Source organism: Endomicrobiales bacterium (genome assembly GCA_023228045.1).
In the GTDB taxonomy this organism is placed as follows: Bacteria; Elusimicrobiota; Endomicrobiia; order Endomicrobiales; family JALOBY01; genus JALOBY01.
On the sequence record JALOBY010000015.1, the window covers coordinates 1 to 18136 of the forward strand.

Below are 18136 nucleotides of genomic sequence, written 5' to 3' on the forward strand. Positions count from 1 at the left end.
GTTCATATATGCTTCGTTGTTGTAACAAATGTAAAGCATATTATGTCCGCGTTCCATTGCGCCTGAAAGCGACTGTAAGCCGATATCGTATGTGCCGCCATCACCGCCAAAAGCAATAAACTTAATTTCTTTGTTTATTTTGCCTTGTTTTTTTAAACTTCTGTATGCTGTTTCTACGCCGCTGCAAGTTGCCGCGGAGTTTTCAAACGCAGAGTGAATAAATGGAACTTTCCACGCGGTATATGGGAAAATTGTCGTGGCAACTTCAAGGCATCCTGTTGCCGAGGTTATAACAATTGGGGTATCGGAAGCAGCAAGCAAAACCTGTCTTGCAACCGCACCTGCACCGCAACCGGCGCACAAACGATGCCCACCCGTTAATAGTTCTTCTTTTTTACAAAGTTGTTTTAAATTTGCCATTTATACTTCCTCCAATTAAATTACTTCGTTATCAATAAAAACGAAATTACTTTCTTACATTTATGTATTCAAGCGGCTCGCCAACTTCTCCGCCATTTTTTATTTTTTCAAGACGGTCAAACACTTCTCTAAAATGCTCAAGAGTTATATCTCTTCCGCCGAGGCCATAAACATAGTTTATTGTTTTTGGATTTTTACCAGAATTGTGTGTGAACATTGCGGAGGTTACATCGGTATAAACTGGAGCAAAACTGCCAGAACAAGAATCGGCTCTGTCTAAAATTGCAAGTGCCTTTAAGTGTGCGAGGTCTTTTGCAATTTCTTTGTGCGGGAATGGCCGGAAAACTCTTATTTTAAGCAATCCCGCTTTTACACCTTTTGCACGAAGTTCGTCAACAACTACTTTCGCGGTTCCCGCGGCTGAACCAATTGCCACAATGGCTATTTCGGCATCGTCTAATTTGTACTTTTCATAAAAACTATACTCGCGGCCAAACTGTGCGGCAAAATCTTTTGCAACTTCAAGAATTATTTTTGATGCATTGCGCATTGCGTCGGCAAGCTGTAAACGGTGCTCAAAGTAATAATCTTGCAAATCAAGCGAGCCGAGTGTGTATGGGCGGTCTATATCTAACAAATACCTTTCGGGTTTATATTCGCCGACAAACTTTTTTACTTCTTCGTCTGGTTGTATTTCAACAACTTCCATACAATGGCTGATGATAAATCCGTCAGTGGTTACCATTGTCGGCAGCTTTGCTTTTTCTGCAATGCGTGTAGCTTGCAGCATATTATCGTATGCCTCTTGCGTATTTTCGGAATAAATTTGTATCCAGCCAGCATCACGCGCGCCCATTGTATCGGACTGGTCACCATGAATGTTGATGGGGCTTGAAAGCGCGCGATTAACTTCTGCCATTACTATTGGCAAACGAAGGCCGGCAGCTATGTAAAGCATTTCCCACATTAAGGCAAGGCCTTGTGAAGATGTGCCTGTCATTACCCTTGCACCTGCGGCACAAGCGCCAATACATGCCGACATTGCCGAGTGTTCACTTTCTACGGCTATGTACTCTGTTGGAACAACTCCGTCTGCCACATACTGCGAGAAAATTTGCACAACTTCGGTTGCCGGCGTTATCGGGTAAGCCGCAACAACATCTGGCGCAATTTGGCGCATTGCTTCAGCCATTGCTTCGTTGCCGGTTTTGGCAACAATTTTGCCATTTTTACTTGTTGGTTTTAACATTAATAAACTCCTATATCGCCCGCCACTTGGGCGAGGTCTCGCCCACTCATACGAGTGAGGCGGACGTCTCACCTATCGGTGGACTTAGTATTCACTTCGTTCATACTTGGTTTGGCTAATATGATTTCGCCAAACCGCTCTACAAGGGAAAACCTATGGTTTTCCCATTTCGTCGTCGCTCACTTCCGTTCGCTGAACCCTTTCCTAAATTATGGTACCAATGGTTGACCACTTCATCAACCACTTCGAGTGCATAGGGCACTCTCGAAAGAACATTTATGTCGCGGCTCGCCATCGGCGAAACTTAGTATTTAAACCATAGAACTTGCAATAGATTGCTGGATTCGACGAACGATGACGGTCTTTTCCTTCCTCAAAAAGCTCGCCCGATGTTTATAACATCGCTCTTGCTTTTTGAGTTGTAAAACCCACGACCTCGCTCGTCTCGTTCCTAACACCTATTGCAAGGTCTATGGTTGCTTCGTTCATATTTGCTCGGCTTATTCATAAGCCGAAGCGCTCTACAATTATTCCTGTTTCTTTTCTACTTCCCCGCCCTTCAGGCGAGGTCTCGCCTCGCCACAAAGTGGCGGGCGGACATTGTTACTATTTCTTTTCAACTTCCATTGTTATTGCTTTTGTTTTTACAGGGCACTCAACCGCGCAAATGCCGCAACCTTTGCAGTGCTCCAAATCAAACTCGTCTCTTTTACCGTCTTTAACGGTTATGGCGCTGTCGGGGCAAGATATCCAACAAATCATACATTGAATACATTTTTCTTTGTGCCAAACCGGCTTTTCAGTTCTCCAGCCGCCTGTTATAAAATTTACTGCCGTGCCAGCTTCCAAAATATCGCCTATTGGCAACTGACTGGCGGATAATTTTTTCTCTTCTGCTTTCATTTACTCCTCCAAAATTTTTCTGTGCCGCTATTATCCATTTTTTACTTCGTCGTATGCTCTTTTTATGCAGGCAAGGTTGCCTTCAATAACCTGAGGTTTATGACGAAACTTTTGCTCAAGTTTTTTCTTTGTATCTTCAAGCACATGGTCAATGTCCATAGTGCCAATTACTTTTACAAGCGCGCCAAGCATTGGCGTGTTTGGTATGTTCATTCCGATTGTTTCGGTAGAAATTTTTGATGCGTCAACAACAAAAACCTGCTCAGCTGAAATGCCAAGACGCTCGGCAAGGTCTTTTGAATGAAACGAGGTGTTAACTATAACTTTCCCGTCTTTAGGCAAGCCCTCTGTAACATTTACAGTATCAATCAGCGTTGGGTCTAAAATTACAACAAAGTTTGGTTCTGTTATGCCACAGTGCACAGTTATTGCCGCATCGGCTATTCTATTAAACGACTGCACCGGAGCGCCCATTCTTTCCGGGCCATATTCTGGGAAGGCCTGAATGTGCTTACCTGTTGCTAGTGCTGCTTCACCAAAAAGCAAAGCGGCTGTTTTTGCGCCTTGTCCGCCTCTGCCATGCCAACGAATTTCCATCATATTTTTTGACATAAACCTATACCCTCCATATGAACTATTTTTTATAGAAAGTTCTAATATTGGGCTAAAAGAAAACATCAGCTAAAGAATTATGCGCCTCTACAGCGTGTAATTCCTTGCCAATGTTCTTGGCCCTACATCTCCCTGCGCCCTTGTAAAGCACGGGTGAGTGTTATTTCATCTGCGTATTCTAAATCGCCGCCCATGGGCAGGCCGTATCCAATTCTTGTAACTTTTGGCACAAGCGGTTTAATTTGTTCTGCCAGAAAAAGAGCTGTTATTTCACCTTTTGAATCTGTGTCTGTAGCAATTATTAGTTCGGCAATACTATCACTTTTTAGACGATTTAGCAACTCTTTAACCCTAATGTCATTTGGGCCAACCCCATCAAGCGGCGAAAGCGCGCCGCCAAGCACAAAGTAAAGCCCGTAGTACTGCTTTACAGCACTAAATGCGGTGAGGTCTTGCGGCGTTTCAACCACACAAAGTGTTGTTTTATCTCTTGTGCTATCATCGCAAACATCGCAAGGGTCACTCTGAGTTATGTTAAAACACTTGCCGCAAATTTTTACCGAACCCTTTGCATCTGCTATTGAGTTAACTATTTCGCTTACCTGAGAATCGGGCGCCCTTAATATATGATAGCTCAACCTTTCTGCCATTTTAGGGCCGATACCGGGCATTGTGCGAAACGCCTCTATCATTCTTTCTACAGCTTTAGGCCTTGTCATATATTTAGCACGCTAATTTTTCTTTACCGTTCCTTTAAATAAATCTCTTACTTTTTCTACCGCTGATGGCAACTTTGGGGTAATATTGCCTTCCGGCAAAACTGAAAACACTTCTTTTACGGGAATAATTGGCTCCTGTGTTGATATTACTTGCGGCTCACCGGGCAAAGAAGTGGAACTATTGCTTTCTTGCACAACTATATTTATGGAAATGCTCTTACCAAACTTCCCACTCATTATCTGCTCTATTGTTTCCCTATTAGAGTTGATAGTTTCTTTCTCAAAACGACTTGCCACTGTAAGTGCCAAAACACCACTTGGGCTAAGTGTCTTAAAATGACTATCTTTTAGCATATAGCCAAAAGCCGGGTGCTTTTTACTGAAATCGGCTATTGTTTGACGCCAAAGTGTTAAGTGGCTACTGCTATCATTGGTGCTTGTGTATGAATCTGACACATTATTTTTTGAGCTATCCGTAATTATGTAAGCCGGTTTGTTATCTGAAACTTTATTAGAAGCACTCGCCTCGTTTCGGTTCTCTTTGTTTTGCCCTGCGCCTTCCTGCATTTGCATACCGCCGCTTTTTTCTAGCTCTTCAAGGCGTTTTAATATATCGTCTGCACCAATGTAAGGCAGGCATAACCTTACAAGACAAAGTTCAAGTACTATTCTGGGCTCGTCACTGCGTTTCATTTCATCTACCGCTTTTGTAAGCAACGATGTTGAGCGAACAAGCCATGCTTGGGTAAAATTATCTTTTTCTTTTTCAAGCCACTGCTTTTCGCCAGCTGTAATTTCTACAGCTGATGGGTTTATTTTATAAACCAAGGTTTTACGAAATCTGGAGCGAAGGTCTGATGCAAACTGCGCAAGGTTGTAGCCCTGCATATTTACTTCTTTTACAAGTACCATAATTGCACTTGCATCATTTTGGGCGCAAAACTCAGCAGCTTCGTTTATTAACTTGTCAGGCAAAAGGCCAAGCACCGTGTTTGCATCGGACTCTTTAATATCTTTAACACCTAATGAAATAAGCTGGTCAAGTAAACTTAAAGCATCGCGCATAGAGCCGCCGGTGGTGCTTGCAATTGTTTGCAAAACTTCAGGGGCAACCACTACTTTTTCTTTTTTTAATATTGCTTCAAGGTTGGCAATAATATCTTTTGACGAAATTAAGCGAAAGCGAAATTTTTGACAACGGGAAAGAATTGTAATCGGAATTTTTTGCTGTTCGGTAGTTGCAAGTATAAAAACCACATGCGCTGGCGGCTCTTCAAGTGTTTTAAGAAGTGCGTTAAAAGCGGCATCGGTTATTTGGTGGGCTTCGTCTATTATGTAAATTTTGTATTTTGAAACGGCAGGTGCGAATTTAACATTTTCGCGCAGTTCGCGAATTTCATCTATACCGCGGTTAGATGCACCATCAATTTCTTGTACATCAACACTTGAGCCGCCGGTAATTTCAACACAGTTTGTGCATTTTCCGCATGGCTCAGGTGTAGGGCCATTTTTGCAGTTTAATGCTTTTGCAAAAATTCTTGCGGCGGTAGTTTTACCCACACCCCTTGGACCGCTTAATAAATAAGCGTGCGCCACGCGATTTTCAGAAATGGCATTTTTTAAAATTGTTGAAACATGCTCTTGCCCTATTATATCGGCAAATGTTTGTGGGCGAAACCTTCTGGCAAGAACAACATAAGACATTTTTCACTCCATGGTATTTAATCGGTCTCTTGCAACAAAACTCGCAACCACGCAAAAAAAGAACTTACTTTTGTTGCGCTTCTCAAATTATGTTGTAAAAGCTAGATTTATTATTAAAAAATTCTGGTGGAGCCAGTGGGAATTGAACCCGCATCTCATCGTTGCGAACGATGCATACTGCCGTTATACTATGGCCCCACAAAAATTTGTGCTTATTTGAACCCAGATTTCGCAATAGGGTTTGGAATTCATCAAAAGATATGGGACATTTTTATCCGCAAAAACCTTGCTAATGGAATTACCATTCACTGCAATTTTTGCGTCAAAACTGTATCCATCTCTTTCGTCTCTGTTCTCAAACCTATTGCAAAATACGGGTTTGAAATAACTAATTAAAAGCAACTAAATTACCAACGGCTACCGCCGCTGCCACCACCTCTGCTATTGCCGCCACCACTTCTGCCACCACCAAAACCACCGCTTCTACCACCGCCAAAACCACCACTTCTGCCACCAAAACCACCACCGCCACTTCTTCTTGGACCGCCTTCTGTTTTTGGTTTGGCTTCGTTAACTGTTAATGGACGGCCTTTTAGGTCTTTACCATTGAGAGCTGCTATTGCGGCTGCCCCTTCTTCTTTAACTGCCATTTCAACAAAACCAAAACCTCTTGATTCACCTGTGAACTTATCTTTAATTACAGCGGCCGTTGCAACCTGACCGAATGTTGAAAAAAGACTTGAAAGATCCTGCTCAGACACTTCGCGTGCTAAATTACCTACATAAATGTTCATAGCTACCCCTTTATCGCGTATTTAACTTTCGCCTTCTGCTCGAAAGAATATTCTGTGACATGTTTTACTTTTGCGTCTTACACTTTACAAATGCCACCGTGTTAGGCAATTTGACCCATTAGCACCATCGGCACAGCGATCTGCGCCTGATCTCCTTTAGCACGGACTTCAAAATTTTGTTTCACAACTTTGTCGATTATACCAAATTTTTATTTTTTTGTGTGAATACTACTAAGCTTAAACATTTCCGATAATATGTGTTATTTTGGCAAGTTTATAATTACAGCTTTAAAACAATAATAACGACTTATTAGTTAGAGCTTACATAAGTTCATTACTTATTTAAATAAGTGATAGTTAATTGCAAAACAGTTGCAAAGGAAACCCAAAGTAAGTACGGAATTTGAATATAAGCAATCCAGTGAGAGTGTGGCCATATAGCAACCATTGCCCATATTAGTGTACCCAAGATGAGCAAGATATCAATTGCGGCAAGAATATTGTTTTGTAGCCCAAATTGTAAAGGAGTAAATGCGAAGTTAAAAATGAGGTTAAGAATAAATGGCAGAGCAACAATAAAAGCAATCTCTTTTTTGCACGCCATTAAAAACACCTTACCAAAAGACAAAACGATTAACACATAAAGAAATGTCCACACTGGACCGAAAAGCCAGGAAGGTGGCGCCCATGACGGCTTAATTAATTGAGAATACCAGATATATGCTTTCATGTTTATTATTATCTCCTAATTCTATTCTGATTTTGCTATTCAACTTTTATTTCAAATGCCGCGAGTAGAGACAAAACATCAGGATAAGAAAACTTTGCGTGTTTTATTTTATTGGTAATAGGATCAATATAATAATTGCGCGCACCTACAAAATTTGCTTTTTCTAAATTGACATTATGAAACTTACTTGCGTGTAAATCGGAGTCAGCAAAACTGGATTCTCTGAGATCGGTATTAATAAAATCCGTTTCACAAATAAAAGATTGAATGAATTGACTACGCGCCATTTTAAGGCCGCTGAAATTACAAAGCTCAATTTTACATTGCTTAAATATCCAACTTAAAAGAAATGGATTGATTCGCGCGAAAATAACACCGACAATTTTACACTCTTCAAAAACTGTATTTCTAAAACGGCAGTTATCTATTGTTATATTTGGAAGGTTACAACTCTTGAAGGTACAATCATTAAATGATGAGCCGGAAAAATTGCATTCTCCGAAGGCACAGTTATTGAAACTGCAATTTAAGAACTCTTTATTGCGAATTTCCTCTTTGGAAAGAGAAATATTTTGAAACACCCGATTTTCAAAAGATACTTCTGAAAAAAGTATATTGTTATTGGTCATATTTGAATGTATTTTTAGAAGCAAAAATTAAACCTGAAATTAGAGAGTAGAAAGTTGACCGTTCGGAAAAAGGTTTCTCTACTATCTACTTACTTTTATCCCACCATTCAATGAAAGGCGGAATATTTGAGGTCTTTTTTACTTCAGAATACTGTCCTCTGGCAACAGTATCTGTTGAAGGCAAATTATAACACTGATTCTCAGAAACAATCCATCTATCATGAATAATGGTATTTAACTTTTTATCTGTAATCAGGCGAAATTCACAAGTTACTCCATTGCTCTGCAATTCCTGTTTCAAATGTTTGAACATAGCTGTAAAATTTTTATCCGCTTTATCATGTGACATTAAAATTCTAATATCCCTTACACTTGCCATATTAATTGATTCTGCTATTAGATCTAAACCGACCGTTGAGAAATATTTATCTACCCAATAGATATAGCCCTCGCAAGTACTAATAACATCCCTTACAACTTTTCTATTTGAAAATGGTTTCTCTGGTGTTAATAATTTAGTATCGGGCGGTTCATGTATAACTTTGAAAATCATTTTTATATTTCTGTCTTGCAATTTATCATTATATTCCAATGAGTTCAATCTACTATTTATTTCCATGTCTCCTGCTACCAATTTTCTAATATTAACGAATACTCTCATTATTCCTATGTTCACCTGTATGGCTCTTTTACTATTTAGCACACTTGAAAGCATCGCTACACCTTGCTCAGTAAAAGCATAGGGTAAAGCTCTATGAGCACCGCCTCTTTTTGAAATCACAAATTGTGATTTCAAATTCATATATTCATTATTATTCAACTGAAACATAAAGTCCTTTGGAAATCTTTCAATATTTCGTTTCACGGTCTGAACCAAAGCTCTAACTTCTACCCCATAAAGTTCGGCTAAATGTGTACTTATCATTATCTTTTGTTCACGCAAATAAAATATTTTTTTGCTAACAATATCTTGGATTGACAACACCTTCATTACCAACCTCCAACAAACACATGTTTAACTGGTCACAATTTGTGACCTAATACCTTATTCAACCTTAGAAATAATTTAAACATAAAATCATTTAGAAATCGTGAATATAGAATCAGATTCCAGTTTACAATCTTTATCTTTGTATATTTCTGCGACATCAAAGACATTTTTTTCTATTTTAGCACCAATAATAACTACAATTTTACGATTACTCTTCTACAAAATAATCTGAATCTATTTTTTTAACGTCATAGCTGATTACTTTTGAAACGCCTATATTGTTTTCAATCATCAGTTGAGTAAGCATTTCACCGTTAATCAATATAACTTTATGCGTTATCGTCTTTACATACTCCAATGAATCTTTTGTAAATTCGGAAGTCGTAATAAAAACTCCCTTGTTTGCTTTCTGTCCAACCAAACTACCAACAAAATTTCTAATTTCTTTTGAACCAACAATACCTTCCCAACGTTTTGCTTGGAGATAAATAACATCAAGACCAAGTTTATCCTCTTTAATAATTCCATCAATACCACCGTCGCCACTTTGACCGATTGCTTGGCCTGCGTCCTTTCGAGAGCCACCATATCCCATAGCAAGCAAAAGTTCTACAACTAACTTTTCAAAAAATCTAGGTGAGCTTTGTTTAACAAAACTCAATAATTCTTGTGATAAATCCTTCTTTATTTTCTGATAGCCATATTCTAGAAGCTCTTGAGGTGTTTGTGTTGAGCTAGTATCTGTCTCTTGTTCTTCATGTTCGTTTTTTTCTTTTTTTGTACTTCTAAATTCTATAAATAAAGGAAATTGCAAAAGAAATTCTACATTAATTTCTGATGGATTTTTCTTAAGAACATCTAGTCCGAGGTCAGTTATTTTGAAATATGATCGCTTTGGAGATTCAAGCAAGCCGGCTTTTTTGAGATAAGTTTTTGCCCAACCAACACGATTATCAATAATGTACTGTGAGCCACTTGGCAAAATTTCTTTTCTGTCCTGCTCAGTCAGTTTAAAAGCATTAGAAATGTAGTCAATTGCTTCTCTTACGGTGTGCTCTTGATTATCTCCTGCAAATTTTAGAATAGGAAGCATTATTGACTGGTAATCTGGTATTTTCATACTTTTACTAACCTCCAATATTTAATCGATGCTCAGAGAAAGTTTTTTGTCACCTATCTACTCTAACCTTTCTCCTCACTCCGTTTTTTCTGCAAAAGCAGAAAAAACGGAGAGGGAGGCCGCCTTGATAATCTTAATGGAAGCGGCACTTCCTCGCTGAAAGCTCGGTCGAGATTCTTTCGAATCCTTATTTAAAAAACGGATCCGCCAAAAACCTTTTGGCGAGATCTCGCCATTTTTATTTAAAATAAAAATGGCGGAGAGGGAGGGATTCGAACCCTCGGTACCATTTCTAGTACACACGCTTTCCAGGCGGGCCTGTTAAACCACTCCAGCACCTCTCCTATGTCGCCCGCCCTTTGGGCGAGGTCTCGCCCGCTCATAAGAGCGAGGCGGACATACTCACCTATCGGCGGGATTGTTCTGGCAAAATCGATAAAGCAACCTTGCTTACTTTTAAGAATGTTTTCAAGGTGACTTTTGGTTGTGTTTTGATGGCTCTATTTATTACTGCTCAATTTCTAACAAAGTTTTATTTAGTGTTCCACTTATATGTATTTTTGTTTTGGGCTTTAGTTCAAGCTCCGCTTCTGTTGCGGGTGAAAACACATTTACAATTTTATTTACAACATTTTTATCGCCCGATATTTCAATATCAAAATTCATATTATCTTTACTGGCTATTTGCGCTATTTTCCCTTTCACATAAACAGCACTGTTGTCTGAAACTATTGTGGCATCTAAAATTTGTATTTCCTGTTTTTTAAGGTCAAAAACACATTTAGAATAAACTGTAAAGTTTTCGTTGCCATTTATTACCTTAAACGATGCTGTAAAGTCAAATGGTTTTTCTATAAAAAGATCTGCAATCTTAAGCGAGATGTTGTCTATAAAAACAACCGGTTTTGTATCTGCTTCGTTTTGATAAACATTTACTGTTGCGCTTGTTAATATTATACTTTTTATTGGAATACAAAACTTAACTGGACAGGCAACTAAAGCACTAGGCAAATTTGCCAGCTCTTTTATACTTATGTTTGCATTTACACCAGCAACATCAAGTGAAAATGTTATAAGTTTTTCTTTTTTAAAGAACCCTGTTTGTATTTGTATTTTTTTGGCTGATGCCAGCAAACCAGCATTGAAATTTGGAACTTTTGAAATTGAAAAATTGGAAGCCGAATAAGCGGTTATGCCTGACACTGAAAACTTACCGAGTGTTACCTGCCTGTTTAAATATTTTTCAATTTTGGCATTTGCCACCAATGTTTTTATTGCCGAATTTACAAAAACAAAGAGCGACAAGTAAGCCAATAAAAGAACAATGAGCAATACAGAAATAAATATAAATAATTTTTTCATAGCGTTATTTTGAAACACAAACATTGCATGTTACACCGCGCCGCGCTCACGCGGGTCTATTAAGCTTACAAAACACATATGTAATAATTGAGTTTCTATTGCTAATAACAATCTGATTGGGGTTTGATTTGCCATCAACCAAAGGGGTTGTGCCATACCTGAAAGCACCAGCAAACGAGTAAGCTGCGGCTAACAACACAATACATAACATACTGTCAAGATGATTTTTCTCACTGATTGTGTATTTTAGACAATCTTACAACGACTTGTCAATCCAACAAAGATGTGAAAAATATGTAAGTTTTTCGCAATTTTTGAAAACACTTCATTGGCACTTGCCAAACCTCAAAGCGGCAAACACAAATATGCTATAATACACCTGCTTACAGAGCAAGCAAACAATTACGCTTCGCAACTTGGAGCGTATTTTTTTAACCCGGATTTTGCAATAGGATTTGGGTTTAAACAAAAAGGATTAGCAATGCTTAGTACAGAAAAAATTACCCTGTCATTTGGAAAAAGAATTTTATTTGAAGATGTGTCAATTAAATTTGCCCCGGGCAACTGCTATGGTTTAATTGGGGCAAACGGTTCTGGCAAATCTACATTTCTTAAAATTTTATCTGGAGAGATTGAGCCAACAAAAGGCACTGTATCTTTTTCGCCAAATGAACGCATTGCTGTACTAAAACAAAACCATTTTGAGTTTGATGAGTGCCCGGTGCTTAGAACAGTTATTATGGGCCATAAACAACTTTATAGTATTATGCAAGAACGCGACGAAATTTACGCAAAAGAAACCTTCAGCGATGAAGACGGTATGAGAGTTGCGCACCTTGAGTCCGACTTTGGACATTTTAATGGCTGGGAAGCCGAGTCGGAAGCGGCAAAGCTTTTAAGCGGATTAGAGATACCCGAGGCACTACACGAGAAGAAAATGAAAGAGCTTACCGGAAGCGAAAAGGTGCGAGTGCTGCTTGCCCAAGCGCTTTTTGGCAACCCTGACATTATTTTAATGGATGAGCCCACAAATAATTTAGACATTGAAACAATAAACTGGCTTGAAGATTTTTTACTTGATTTTAAAAATACGGTCATTGTGGTTTCTCACGACAGGCATTTTTTAGATAAAGTTTGCACACATGTCGCAGATATTGATTACAACCACATTGCGCTTTTTACTGGCAACTACAGTTTTTGGCGCGAAGCAAGCCAGCTTGCGTTAACACAAAAATCCGATTACAACAAGAAAATGGAAACAAAAATTGAGGAGTTAAAAGCATTTATCGCACGCTTTAGCGCAAACGCATCAAAAGCAAAGCAGGCAACTTCGCGCAGAAATTTGCTTGATAAAATAACTCTGGAAGATATAAAACCATCGTCGCGCCGATACCCGTATGCCTTTTTTAAACAATCGCGGGAAGCAGGCAACGATATGTTGATGGTTGATTCATTAAATAAAACAGCTGCAGACGGCACTGTACTACTTAAAGACTTAACTTTTACAATTAAAAAATCGGAAAAAGTTGCTTTTGTTGGCAGAAACCGTATTGCTGTTAGCTCACTTTTACAAATACTCGCGGGTGAAGAAGAATCAGATTCAGGCGAATTTAAATGGGGCATTACAACTACACAGGAATACTTTCCAAAAGATAACTCAAAATACTTTACCGAACAAATAAATTTGGTTGACTGGCTAAGGCAGTTTTCAAAAGAAAAAAGTGAAAATTTTATACGCGGCTTTTTAGGCAAGATGCTTTTTTCGGGTGAAGAAACGCAAAAAATGATAGTTCATCTCTCAGGCGGTGAAAAGGTGCGCTGTATGCTTTCTAAAATGATGCTTACGGAAGCAAATGTACTTTTGTTTGACGAGCCAACAAACCATTTAGACCTTGAATCTATCAGCGCGTTAAACGAGGGGTTAGAGGCCTTCGCTGGCACTATACTTTTTTCGTCGCACGACCATCAATTTGTGCAAACGATAGCAAACCGAATAATTGAAGTGACTCCGAATGGATTTATAGATAAGCTAATGACCTACGATGAGTACCTTGCCGATGAGAGAGTAAAAAACCTGCGCGAAGAACTTTACAAATAGCAAACAGAAGAATCAAACAAAGGGTTATCTCGTCTGCAATCAAAAAATATCTTTGAAAGCATTTTTGTAAAAATCAATCCTAAAATCCTTAACTGGTAATTTACTGCTTTTGTATTTTTCTTTTTTTCGCAAATACAATTTACTCTTGCTAATACCACCATTTGCCCGACCAGATGGAGAAAATAAAACAACACCCGTTATTTTTCTACCAAAATATTTTTTATCTATTTCGAACTCTCTATTTTCATTTCGTTTCGGAATTGGCTTAATTACAAAGTCCTTACAAAATAACCCTGCCGCATTGTTCTTGCCAAAAGCACTTGTAAAAAATATTGTGTGGATTTTTGATTTTATTATTCCGGTTTTAATTTGTTTAAAGTTTGAAACAATATTTCTTAGTGCTTCATCTGCCGTAACTTTTTCAGAATCCCTTGAACATTTCAAAATCATATCAGAAATCCAAACTTTTCTTTGGCGGAGGGTTTTTTTAATTGAATTTAGTGAGTCCAACTTGTATTTTGAAAAAGCTGATTTAAGTATATTCCAAAGTAAACACTTGTTTCCATAGAAAAAACCTATTTTAAACGACTTTGTATTATGCGGATGTATTGTCCCTAAAATCAACGAGGTATCTGTAGACTTTACAGGGTTGGATTTTAAATACTGATGATTTGTTGTTACCATTTTTTTAATTATTATAGTATTTTCAATTTTCTGCCAATTTTGTTGTATATAAAAACGGATCCGCCATTTTACTTTTCTATAAATACGGAGAGTCCACCTCGCCAAATTTGTTCTTCAAATTTGGAGGGCGAGATTTTACTATTTTAATTTCCAATCCAAAAAACGGATCCGCCTCACCAAAATTGTTTTACAATTTCGGTGGGCGAGATCTCGCCATTTTTATTTAAAATAAAAATGGCGGAGAGGGTGGGATTTGAACCCACGATACCATTGCTGGCATACCGGTTTTCGAGACCGGCTCCTTCAACCACTCGGACACCTCTCCCCGCTCAAAGCGGGTCAGCCTCGGGCTGACTCACTCATCAATGCGTTTTTCAATAAGTAATCTAATCTTTGTCTTCCTTTACCACTTTTGAGAAACTTTTCCTCAATTAACGCATCTGTTTTATTTTGAAAAGCTTCATAATACAACAACTCCCATGGTTTCCCAAATTTAGTCGACACCACGGCTCCAGAATTATGTTCAGCCAAACGATTTCTAAGATTACCAGTTGACCCTTTGTATAGATGTTTTAATTTTTTACTGTATAAAACATACACATAATACACTTTGTCAAACCTCACCGAACATTAATCGTGCATAAAACAGGCGGCTAATGCACTTCGCAAACCGCCTGAATTTTAAAAACTATTTTACTTTTTCGAATCTAACTCTTCACCTTTTTGATTTATATATATCCATTTGCCTTTTGAGTTAACCGATGCAATACCTTCTAAAAATGGATACGCCATATCAAACTGCGGTTCTATTACCATTTCACCTTTTTTATTGATGTAGCCGTATTTATAGCCAACTTCTACTGAACCAAGCCCCTCTGAAAAATCAAACACATTGTCAAACTGAGGAGTTATAACATAGTTGCCTGTGTTATCAATGTAACCCCATTTATTATCAACTTCCACAGAAGCAAGACCTTCAATAAATTGCGCACCACCGTCAAACTTTGGCTGGATGGCTACATTGTTTTTGCTGTCTATATAGCCGTATTTATTGCCTACCATTATAAGAGCAAGGCCTTCTGAAAATACATATGCATCGTCGGGTTGATTTATTATTGATACCCATTTGCCGATTTTATCAATGTAACCCCATTTATCATCAACTTCTACAACAGCAAGGCCGCCTGAAAATGGATACGCCATATCAAACTGCGGTTCTATTACCATTTCACCTTTTTTATTGATATAACCCCATTTATCGCCAACTTCTACTGAACCAAGCCCCTCTGAAAAATCAAACACATTGTTAAACTGTGGGTTTGCCGCATAGTTGTCTGTCTTATCAATGTAACCCCATTTATCATCAACTTCTACAGCAGCAAGACCTTCAATAAATTGTGAACCGCCATCTAACTTTGGCTGGACGGCTACATTGTTTTTGCTGTCTATATAGCCATATTTATTGCCTACCATTATAAGAGCAAGGCCTTCTGAAAATACATATGCATCGTCGGACTGATTTATTATTGATACCCATTTTCCAATTTTATCAATGTAACCCCATTTATTATCAACTTCCACAGAAGCAAGACCGCCTGAAAATGGATACACCGTATTAAACTGCGGCTCTATTACAAATTCCCCTGTTTTCTCTATATAACCCCAATTGCCTTTTACATTTACAGCTGCAACTCCCTCAAAAAACGGGTTAACAAGGTCAAACTGCGGGTTTATGACTATTTCACCACCCATGTTGGCAAAACCCCATTTCTCATTAACCTGTATTGGCACAAGGCTATCTTTATAGTTAGCCATTAACAAGATAACTACAAGCAAAATCACAATTAAGAAAAGTAAAATCTTTTTCATTTTACTCCCTTCTTTTTGCAACACCCTGACCTTTATGGAAATACTTTCTGCGTTGTTTCGGATTGAAAGAACATTTATATCGCCCGCCCTTTGGGCGAGGTCTCGCCCGCTCCTAAGAGCGAGGCGGACATCCCGCAAAATGCGGGACTTGCCTCACCGAACCCTTTCCTAACAGGTACCAATGGTTGACCACACTTCATCAACCACTTTGAGTGCCCAGAGCACTCTTGAAACAATATTTTTACCCTTTTATACCATGTCAGAATATATTAAATTTTTGCTTCAGTCAACTTTGAACCCGAATTTTATAATAGGATTTGGCATGCCCATAAGGCAGCCCGCCTTGGGTGGAAATTCGTCGGAAGATATGGAACATTTTACCACGCCCGCCCTTTGGGCGAGGTCTCGCCCGCTCCTAAGAGCGAGGCGGACATACACCCTTGCAAATGGAATAATCATTCGCCGTAATTTTTGCATTAAAAATACCTCTGTCTCCTTCACCTTGGTTCTTCCCTTTGGGCTTAAAATCGCACAAACCTATTGCAAAATCCAGGTTCAATATATTTGCTAAAAATTTTGAAAATATTGCGCAAAGTTTTGGGAAGTTGCTTGGAATTATAAACTATCGGCTTTGCAGGATGGTTATGACAGCTGTATAAAAAATATCGTGAGGTTTGCACCCACGGCTTAAATCGTTTATTGGCTTTGCAACACCTTGCAAAATTGGGCCTATTGCGGTAAAGCCGCCAAGCCGCTCGGTTATTTTATATGAGATGTTGCCTGAGTTAAGGTCTGGGAATATAAATATATTCGCATCACCTTTTATTAAAGAATTTGGCGACTTGCGCTCTGCAATTGCAGGGATTATTGCGGCATCAAACTGAAGTTCGCCATCAATTAAAACACTTGAATCATTTTTGAAGTGTTTTTGAGTAAGTTTCACTGCCTTTACAATTTCGTCAACAGCTTTGTGTTCGGAACTGCCTTTTGTGGAAAATGACAGAAATGCAACTTTTGGTGTTCTTGAAGGAAACAAGCTCTTAAAACTTGCAACGCTTGCCACCGCTATGTCTTTTAATCCTATCGCCTTAGGGTCTGGGTTCACACCACAATCGGCATATACTACCGGCTCTTTAATTATTGAGTGGGAGGAAGGCGGCGGTACCATTAAGAAAAATGACGATACCAACTTTGTGCCCGCGGCCACGCCAATACCGGAAATTGCGGCACGCAATACATCGGGTGTTGAGGCGCGAGCACCCATTACGCAACCAGTTGCATAACCGCTTTTTACATAAAGCGCGCTAAACATTAACGGATCTATCACCATAGCTTGCGCATCTTGCCGGCTTATTCCTCTTACAACCCTTGAATTTATAAAATTTTCTACAACGGTTTTATCAAGCGTTTCAATACTCGGCTCAATTACTTCAAGGCCGGTAAGCTCAAGGCCATTGCGCTTTGCTGTGGCAACTATTGCTTCCTTTGAAACAGCCGTTAGTTTTACGGTGCAGATGCCTTCGTGCACAAGGTTTGCCGCCGCAATTAGGGTGCGGTCTTCGTCGCCTTCTGCAAATATAATTGTGGCTTTTACTTCTTTTGCCTGTTTTGATAATGAGTCAAAAAAACTTTTCATAAAATTCCTTTATACTGCACTTTTTATACAAAGCGGTTAACCCATTTTTCGGTAACCATATTTTTACTGAAATTTTAATAAACCCTACCTGAAATTTGTGAACTGTAACGGTAAAGAAAAATTTGATTCTCTTAAACCTGCAATAACCGATTGGAGGTCGTCTTTTTTTGCTGATATTACACGCAGTTTTTCGCCCTCTATTTGGGTTTGAACTTTTAAGTTCATATTTTTTATTAACTGCACAATTTCTTTTGCCTTTTCTTTTGGCAACCCCGATGTTATTTCCGCAACCTGCCTAATTGAGCCACCAAACGCATTGTCGGGCGTGTTGTAATTTATTGACTTTATAGATACACCCCTTTTCGCAAAACGCCCTTCCATAATATCTTGCAGGGCTTTTAATTTAAAATCATCGTTGGCAAGCAGTATTATTTTCTTTTCTGCTTTGTTAAACTCAATTGAGCATTTAGTGCCCTTAAAATCGTACCTTTGGGCAAGCTCTTTTTGCGCTTGATTTATTGCGTTATCAACCTCTTGCATATCTACTTCTGAAACAATATCAAAAGAAAAATTTGCCATGTTTAATCTCCTTTTACAAATACCTAAAGGTTATTTT

The 18136-nt window shown here is 38.7% G+C and carries 18 protein-coding genes and 3 tRNA genes; 1 reads left to right on the plus strand and 20 read right to left on the minus strand.

The window, feature by feature from the left end; all coding sequences use genetic code 11:
- The 14 genes from M0Q46_04455 to M0Q46_04520 all read right to left on the minus strand — a co-directional run.
- Positions 1–420: thiamine pyrophosphate-dependent enzyme (locus M0Q46_04455; protein MCK9582852.1), on the minus strand; the 420-nt coding region annotated here is incomplete at its 3' end.
- 46 nt (positions 421–466) lie between these two features.
- Positions 467–1669, minus strand: coding sequence for a hypothetical protein (locus M0Q46_04460; GenBank protein ID MCK9582853.1), 1203 nt, complete (start codon positions 1667–1669; stop codon positions 467–469).
- A gap of 606 nt (positions 1670–2275) precedes the next feature.
- Complete coding sequence (locus M0Q46_04465) at positions 2276–2572, minus strand: 4Fe-4S binding protein (GenBank protein ID MCK9582854.1); 297 nt, start codon at positions 2570–2572, stop codon at positions 2276–2278.
- Positions 2573–2602: 30 nt separating this feature from the next.
- On the minus strand, positions 2603–3184 hold the full coding sequence (locus M0Q46_04470) for a 2-oxoacid:acceptor oxidoreductase family protein (GenBank protein MCK9582855.1): 582 nt from the start codon (positions 3182–3184) through the stop codon (positions 2603–2605).
- Between the two features lie 122 nt (positions 3185–3306).
- A complete protein-coding gene (recR, locus tag M0Q46_04475) occupies positions 3307–3903 on the minus strand; it encodes a recombination mediator RecR (protein ID MCK9582856.1) in 597 nt (198 codons plus the stop codon).
- A gap of 12 nt (positions 3904–3915) precedes the next feature.
- The gene (gene dnaX, locus M0Q46_04480; protein ID MCK9582857.1) at positions 3916–5607 is read right to left on the minus strand and encodes a DNA polymerase III subunit gamma/tau; all 1692 of its coding nucleotides are present in this window, start codon (positions 5605–5607) and stop codon (positions 3916–3918) included.
- A 124-nt stretch (positions 5608–5731) separates the two neighbouring features.
- Positions 5732–5805, minus strand: a tRNA-Ala gene (locus tag M0Q46_04485).
- 209 nt (positions 5806–6014) lie between these two features.
- Positions 6015–6401 (minus strand): RNA-binding protein, encoded by a 387-nt coding sequence (locus M0Q46_04490; GenBank protein MCK9582858.1) that lies wholly within the window; start codon positions 6399–6401, stop codon positions 6015–6017.
- A gap of 334 nt (positions 6402–6735) precedes the next feature.
- Positions 6736–7131 (minus strand): tryptophan-rich sensory protein, encoded by a 396-nt coding sequence (locus tag M0Q46_04495; protein ID MCK9582859.1) that lies wholly within the window; start codon positions 7129–7131, stop codon positions 6736–6738.
- Between the two features lie 35 nt (positions 7132–7166).
- Positions 7167–7760 carry a pentapeptide repeat-containing protein gene (locus M0Q46_04500; protein MCK9582860.1) on the minus strand — a complete coding sequence of 198 codons (594 nt, stop codon included), beginning with the start codon at positions 7758–7760 and terminating at the stop codon, positions 7167–7169.
- 85 nt (positions 7761–7845) lie between these two features.
- Positions 7846–8751, minus strand: coding sequence for an ORF6N domain-containing protein (locus tag M0Q46_04505; protein ID MCK9582861.1), 906 nt, complete (start codon positions 8749–8751; stop codon positions 7846–7848).
- A 208-nt stretch (positions 8752–8959) separates the two neighbouring features.
- Complete coding sequence (locus M0Q46_04510) at positions 8960–9871, minus strand: restriction endonuclease (GenBank protein ID MCK9582862.1); 912 nt, start codon at positions 9869–9871, stop codon at positions 8960–8962.
- Positions 9872–10125: 254 nt separating this feature from the next.
- A tRNA-Ser gene (locus tag M0Q46_04515) sits at positions 10126–10215 on the minus strand.
- A 163-nt stretch (positions 10216–10378) separates the two neighbouring features.
- Complete coding sequence (locus M0Q46_04520; GenBank protein MCK9582863.1) at positions 10379–11233, minus strand: hypothetical protein; 855 nt, start codon at positions 11231–11233, stop codon at positions 10379–10381.
- A gap of 328 nt (positions 11234–11561) precedes the next feature.
- Between M0Q46_04520 and M0Q46_04525 the strand changes: the two genes are divergently transcribed.
- On the plus strand, positions 11562–13331 hold the full coding sequence (locus M0Q46_04525; protein MCK9582864.1) for an ATP-binding cassette domain-containing protein: 1770 nt from the start codon (positions 11562–11564) through the stop codon (positions 13329–13331).
- 39 nt (positions 13332–13370) lie between these two features.
- On the opposite strand, the gene M0Q46_04530 is transcribed toward M0Q46_04525, so the two are convergent.
- The 6 genes from M0Q46_04530 to M0Q46_04555 form a co-directional block, all read right to left on the minus strand.
- Positions 13371–14015: a hypothetical protein gene (locus M0Q46_04530; protein ID MCK9582865.1), complete on the minus strand. Its 645-nt coding sequence runs from the start codon at positions 14013–14015 to the stop codon at positions 13371–13373.
- Between the two features lie 235 nt (positions 14016–14250).
- A tRNA-Ser gene (locus M0Q46_04535) sits at positions 14251–14340 on the minus strand.
- Between the two features lie 14 nt (positions 14341–14354).
- Positions 14355–14615 (minus strand): GIY-YIG nuclease family protein, encoded by a 261-nt coding sequence (locus M0Q46_04540; protein MCK9582866.1) that lies wholly within the window; start codon positions 14613–14615, stop codon positions 14355–14357.
- Between the two features lie 93 nt (positions 14616–14708).
- Positions 14709–15884, minus strand: coding sequence for a WG repeat-containing protein (locus tag M0Q46_04545; protein MCK9582867.1), 1176 nt, complete (start codon positions 15882–15884; stop codon positions 14709–14711).
- Between the two features lie 622 nt (positions 15885–16506).
- Entirely contained in the window at positions 16507–17520 is a 1014-nt protein-coding gene (locus tag M0Q46_04550) for a phosphotransacetylase (protein MCK9582868.1), read from the minus strand.
- 84 nt (positions 17521–17604) lie between these two features.
- Entirely contained in the window at positions 17605–18099 is a 495-nt protein-coding gene (locus M0Q46_04555; GenBank protein ID MCK9582869.1) for a YajQ family cyclic di-GMP-binding protein, read from the minus strand.
- Positions 18100–18136: the final 37 nt, after the last annotated feature.

Bases quoted from the DNA above. Each gene is read 5' to 3' on its own strand.
- M0Q46_04460 (MCK9582853.1), bottom strand. From the start codon at position 1,669: ATGTTAAAACCAACAAGTAAAAATGGCAAAATTGTTGCCAAAACCGGC.
- M0Q46_04465 (MCK9582854.1), bottom strand. From the start codon at position 2,572: ATGAAAGCAGAAGAGAAAAAATTATCCGCCAGTCAGTTGCCAATAGGC.
- M0Q46_04470 (MCK9582855.1), bottom strand. From the start codon at position 3,184: ATGTCAAAAAATATGATGGAAATTCGTTGGCATGGCAGAGGCGGACAA.
- recR (MCK9582856.1), bottom strand. From the start codon at position 3,903: ATGACAAGGCCTAAAGCTGTAGAAAGAATGATAGAGGCGTTTCGCACA.
- dnaX (MCK9582857.1), bottom strand. From the start codon at position 5,607: ATGTCTTATGTTGTTCTTGCCAGAAGGTTTCGCCCACAAACATTTGCC.
- M0Q46_04490 (MCK9582858.1), bottom strand. From the start codon at position 6,401: ATGAACATTTATGTAGGTAATTTAGCACGCGAAGTGTCTGAGCAGGAT.
- M0Q46_04495 (MCK9582859.1), bottom strand. From the start codon at position 7,131: ATGAAAGCATATATCTGGTATTCTCAATTAATTAAGCCGTCATGGGCG.
- M0Q46_04500 (MCK9582860.1), bottom strand. From the start codon at position 7,760: ATGACCAATAACAATATACTTTTTTCAGAAGTATCTTTTGAAAATCGG.
- M0Q46_04505 (MCK9582861.1), bottom strand. From the start codon at position 8,751: ATGAAGGTGTTGTCAATCCAAGATATTGTTAGCAAAAAAATATTTTAT.
- M0Q46_04510 (MCK9582862.1), bottom strand. From the start codon at position 9,871: ATGAAAATACCAGATTACCAGTCAATAATGCTTCCTATTCTAAAATTT.
- M0Q46_04520 (MCK9582863.1), bottom strand. From the start codon at position 11,233: ATGAAAAAATTATTTATATTTATTTCTGTATTGCTCATTGTTCTTTTA.
- M0Q46_04530 (MCK9582865.1), bottom strand. From the start codon at position 14,015: ATGGTAACAACAAATCATCAGTATTTAAAATCCAACCCTGTAAAGTCT.
- M0Q46_04545 (MCK9582867.1), bottom strand. From the start codon at position 15,884: ATGAAAAAGATTTTACTTTTCTTAATTGTGATTTTGCTTGTAGTTATC.
- M0Q46_04550 (MCK9582868.1), bottom strand. From the start codon at position 17,520: ATGAAAAGTTTTTTTGACTCATTATCAAAACAGGCAAAAGAAGTAAAA.
- M0Q46_04555 (MCK9582869.1), bottom strand. From the start codon at position 18,099: ATGGCAAATTTTTCTTTTGATATTGTTTCAGAAGTAGATATGCAAGAG.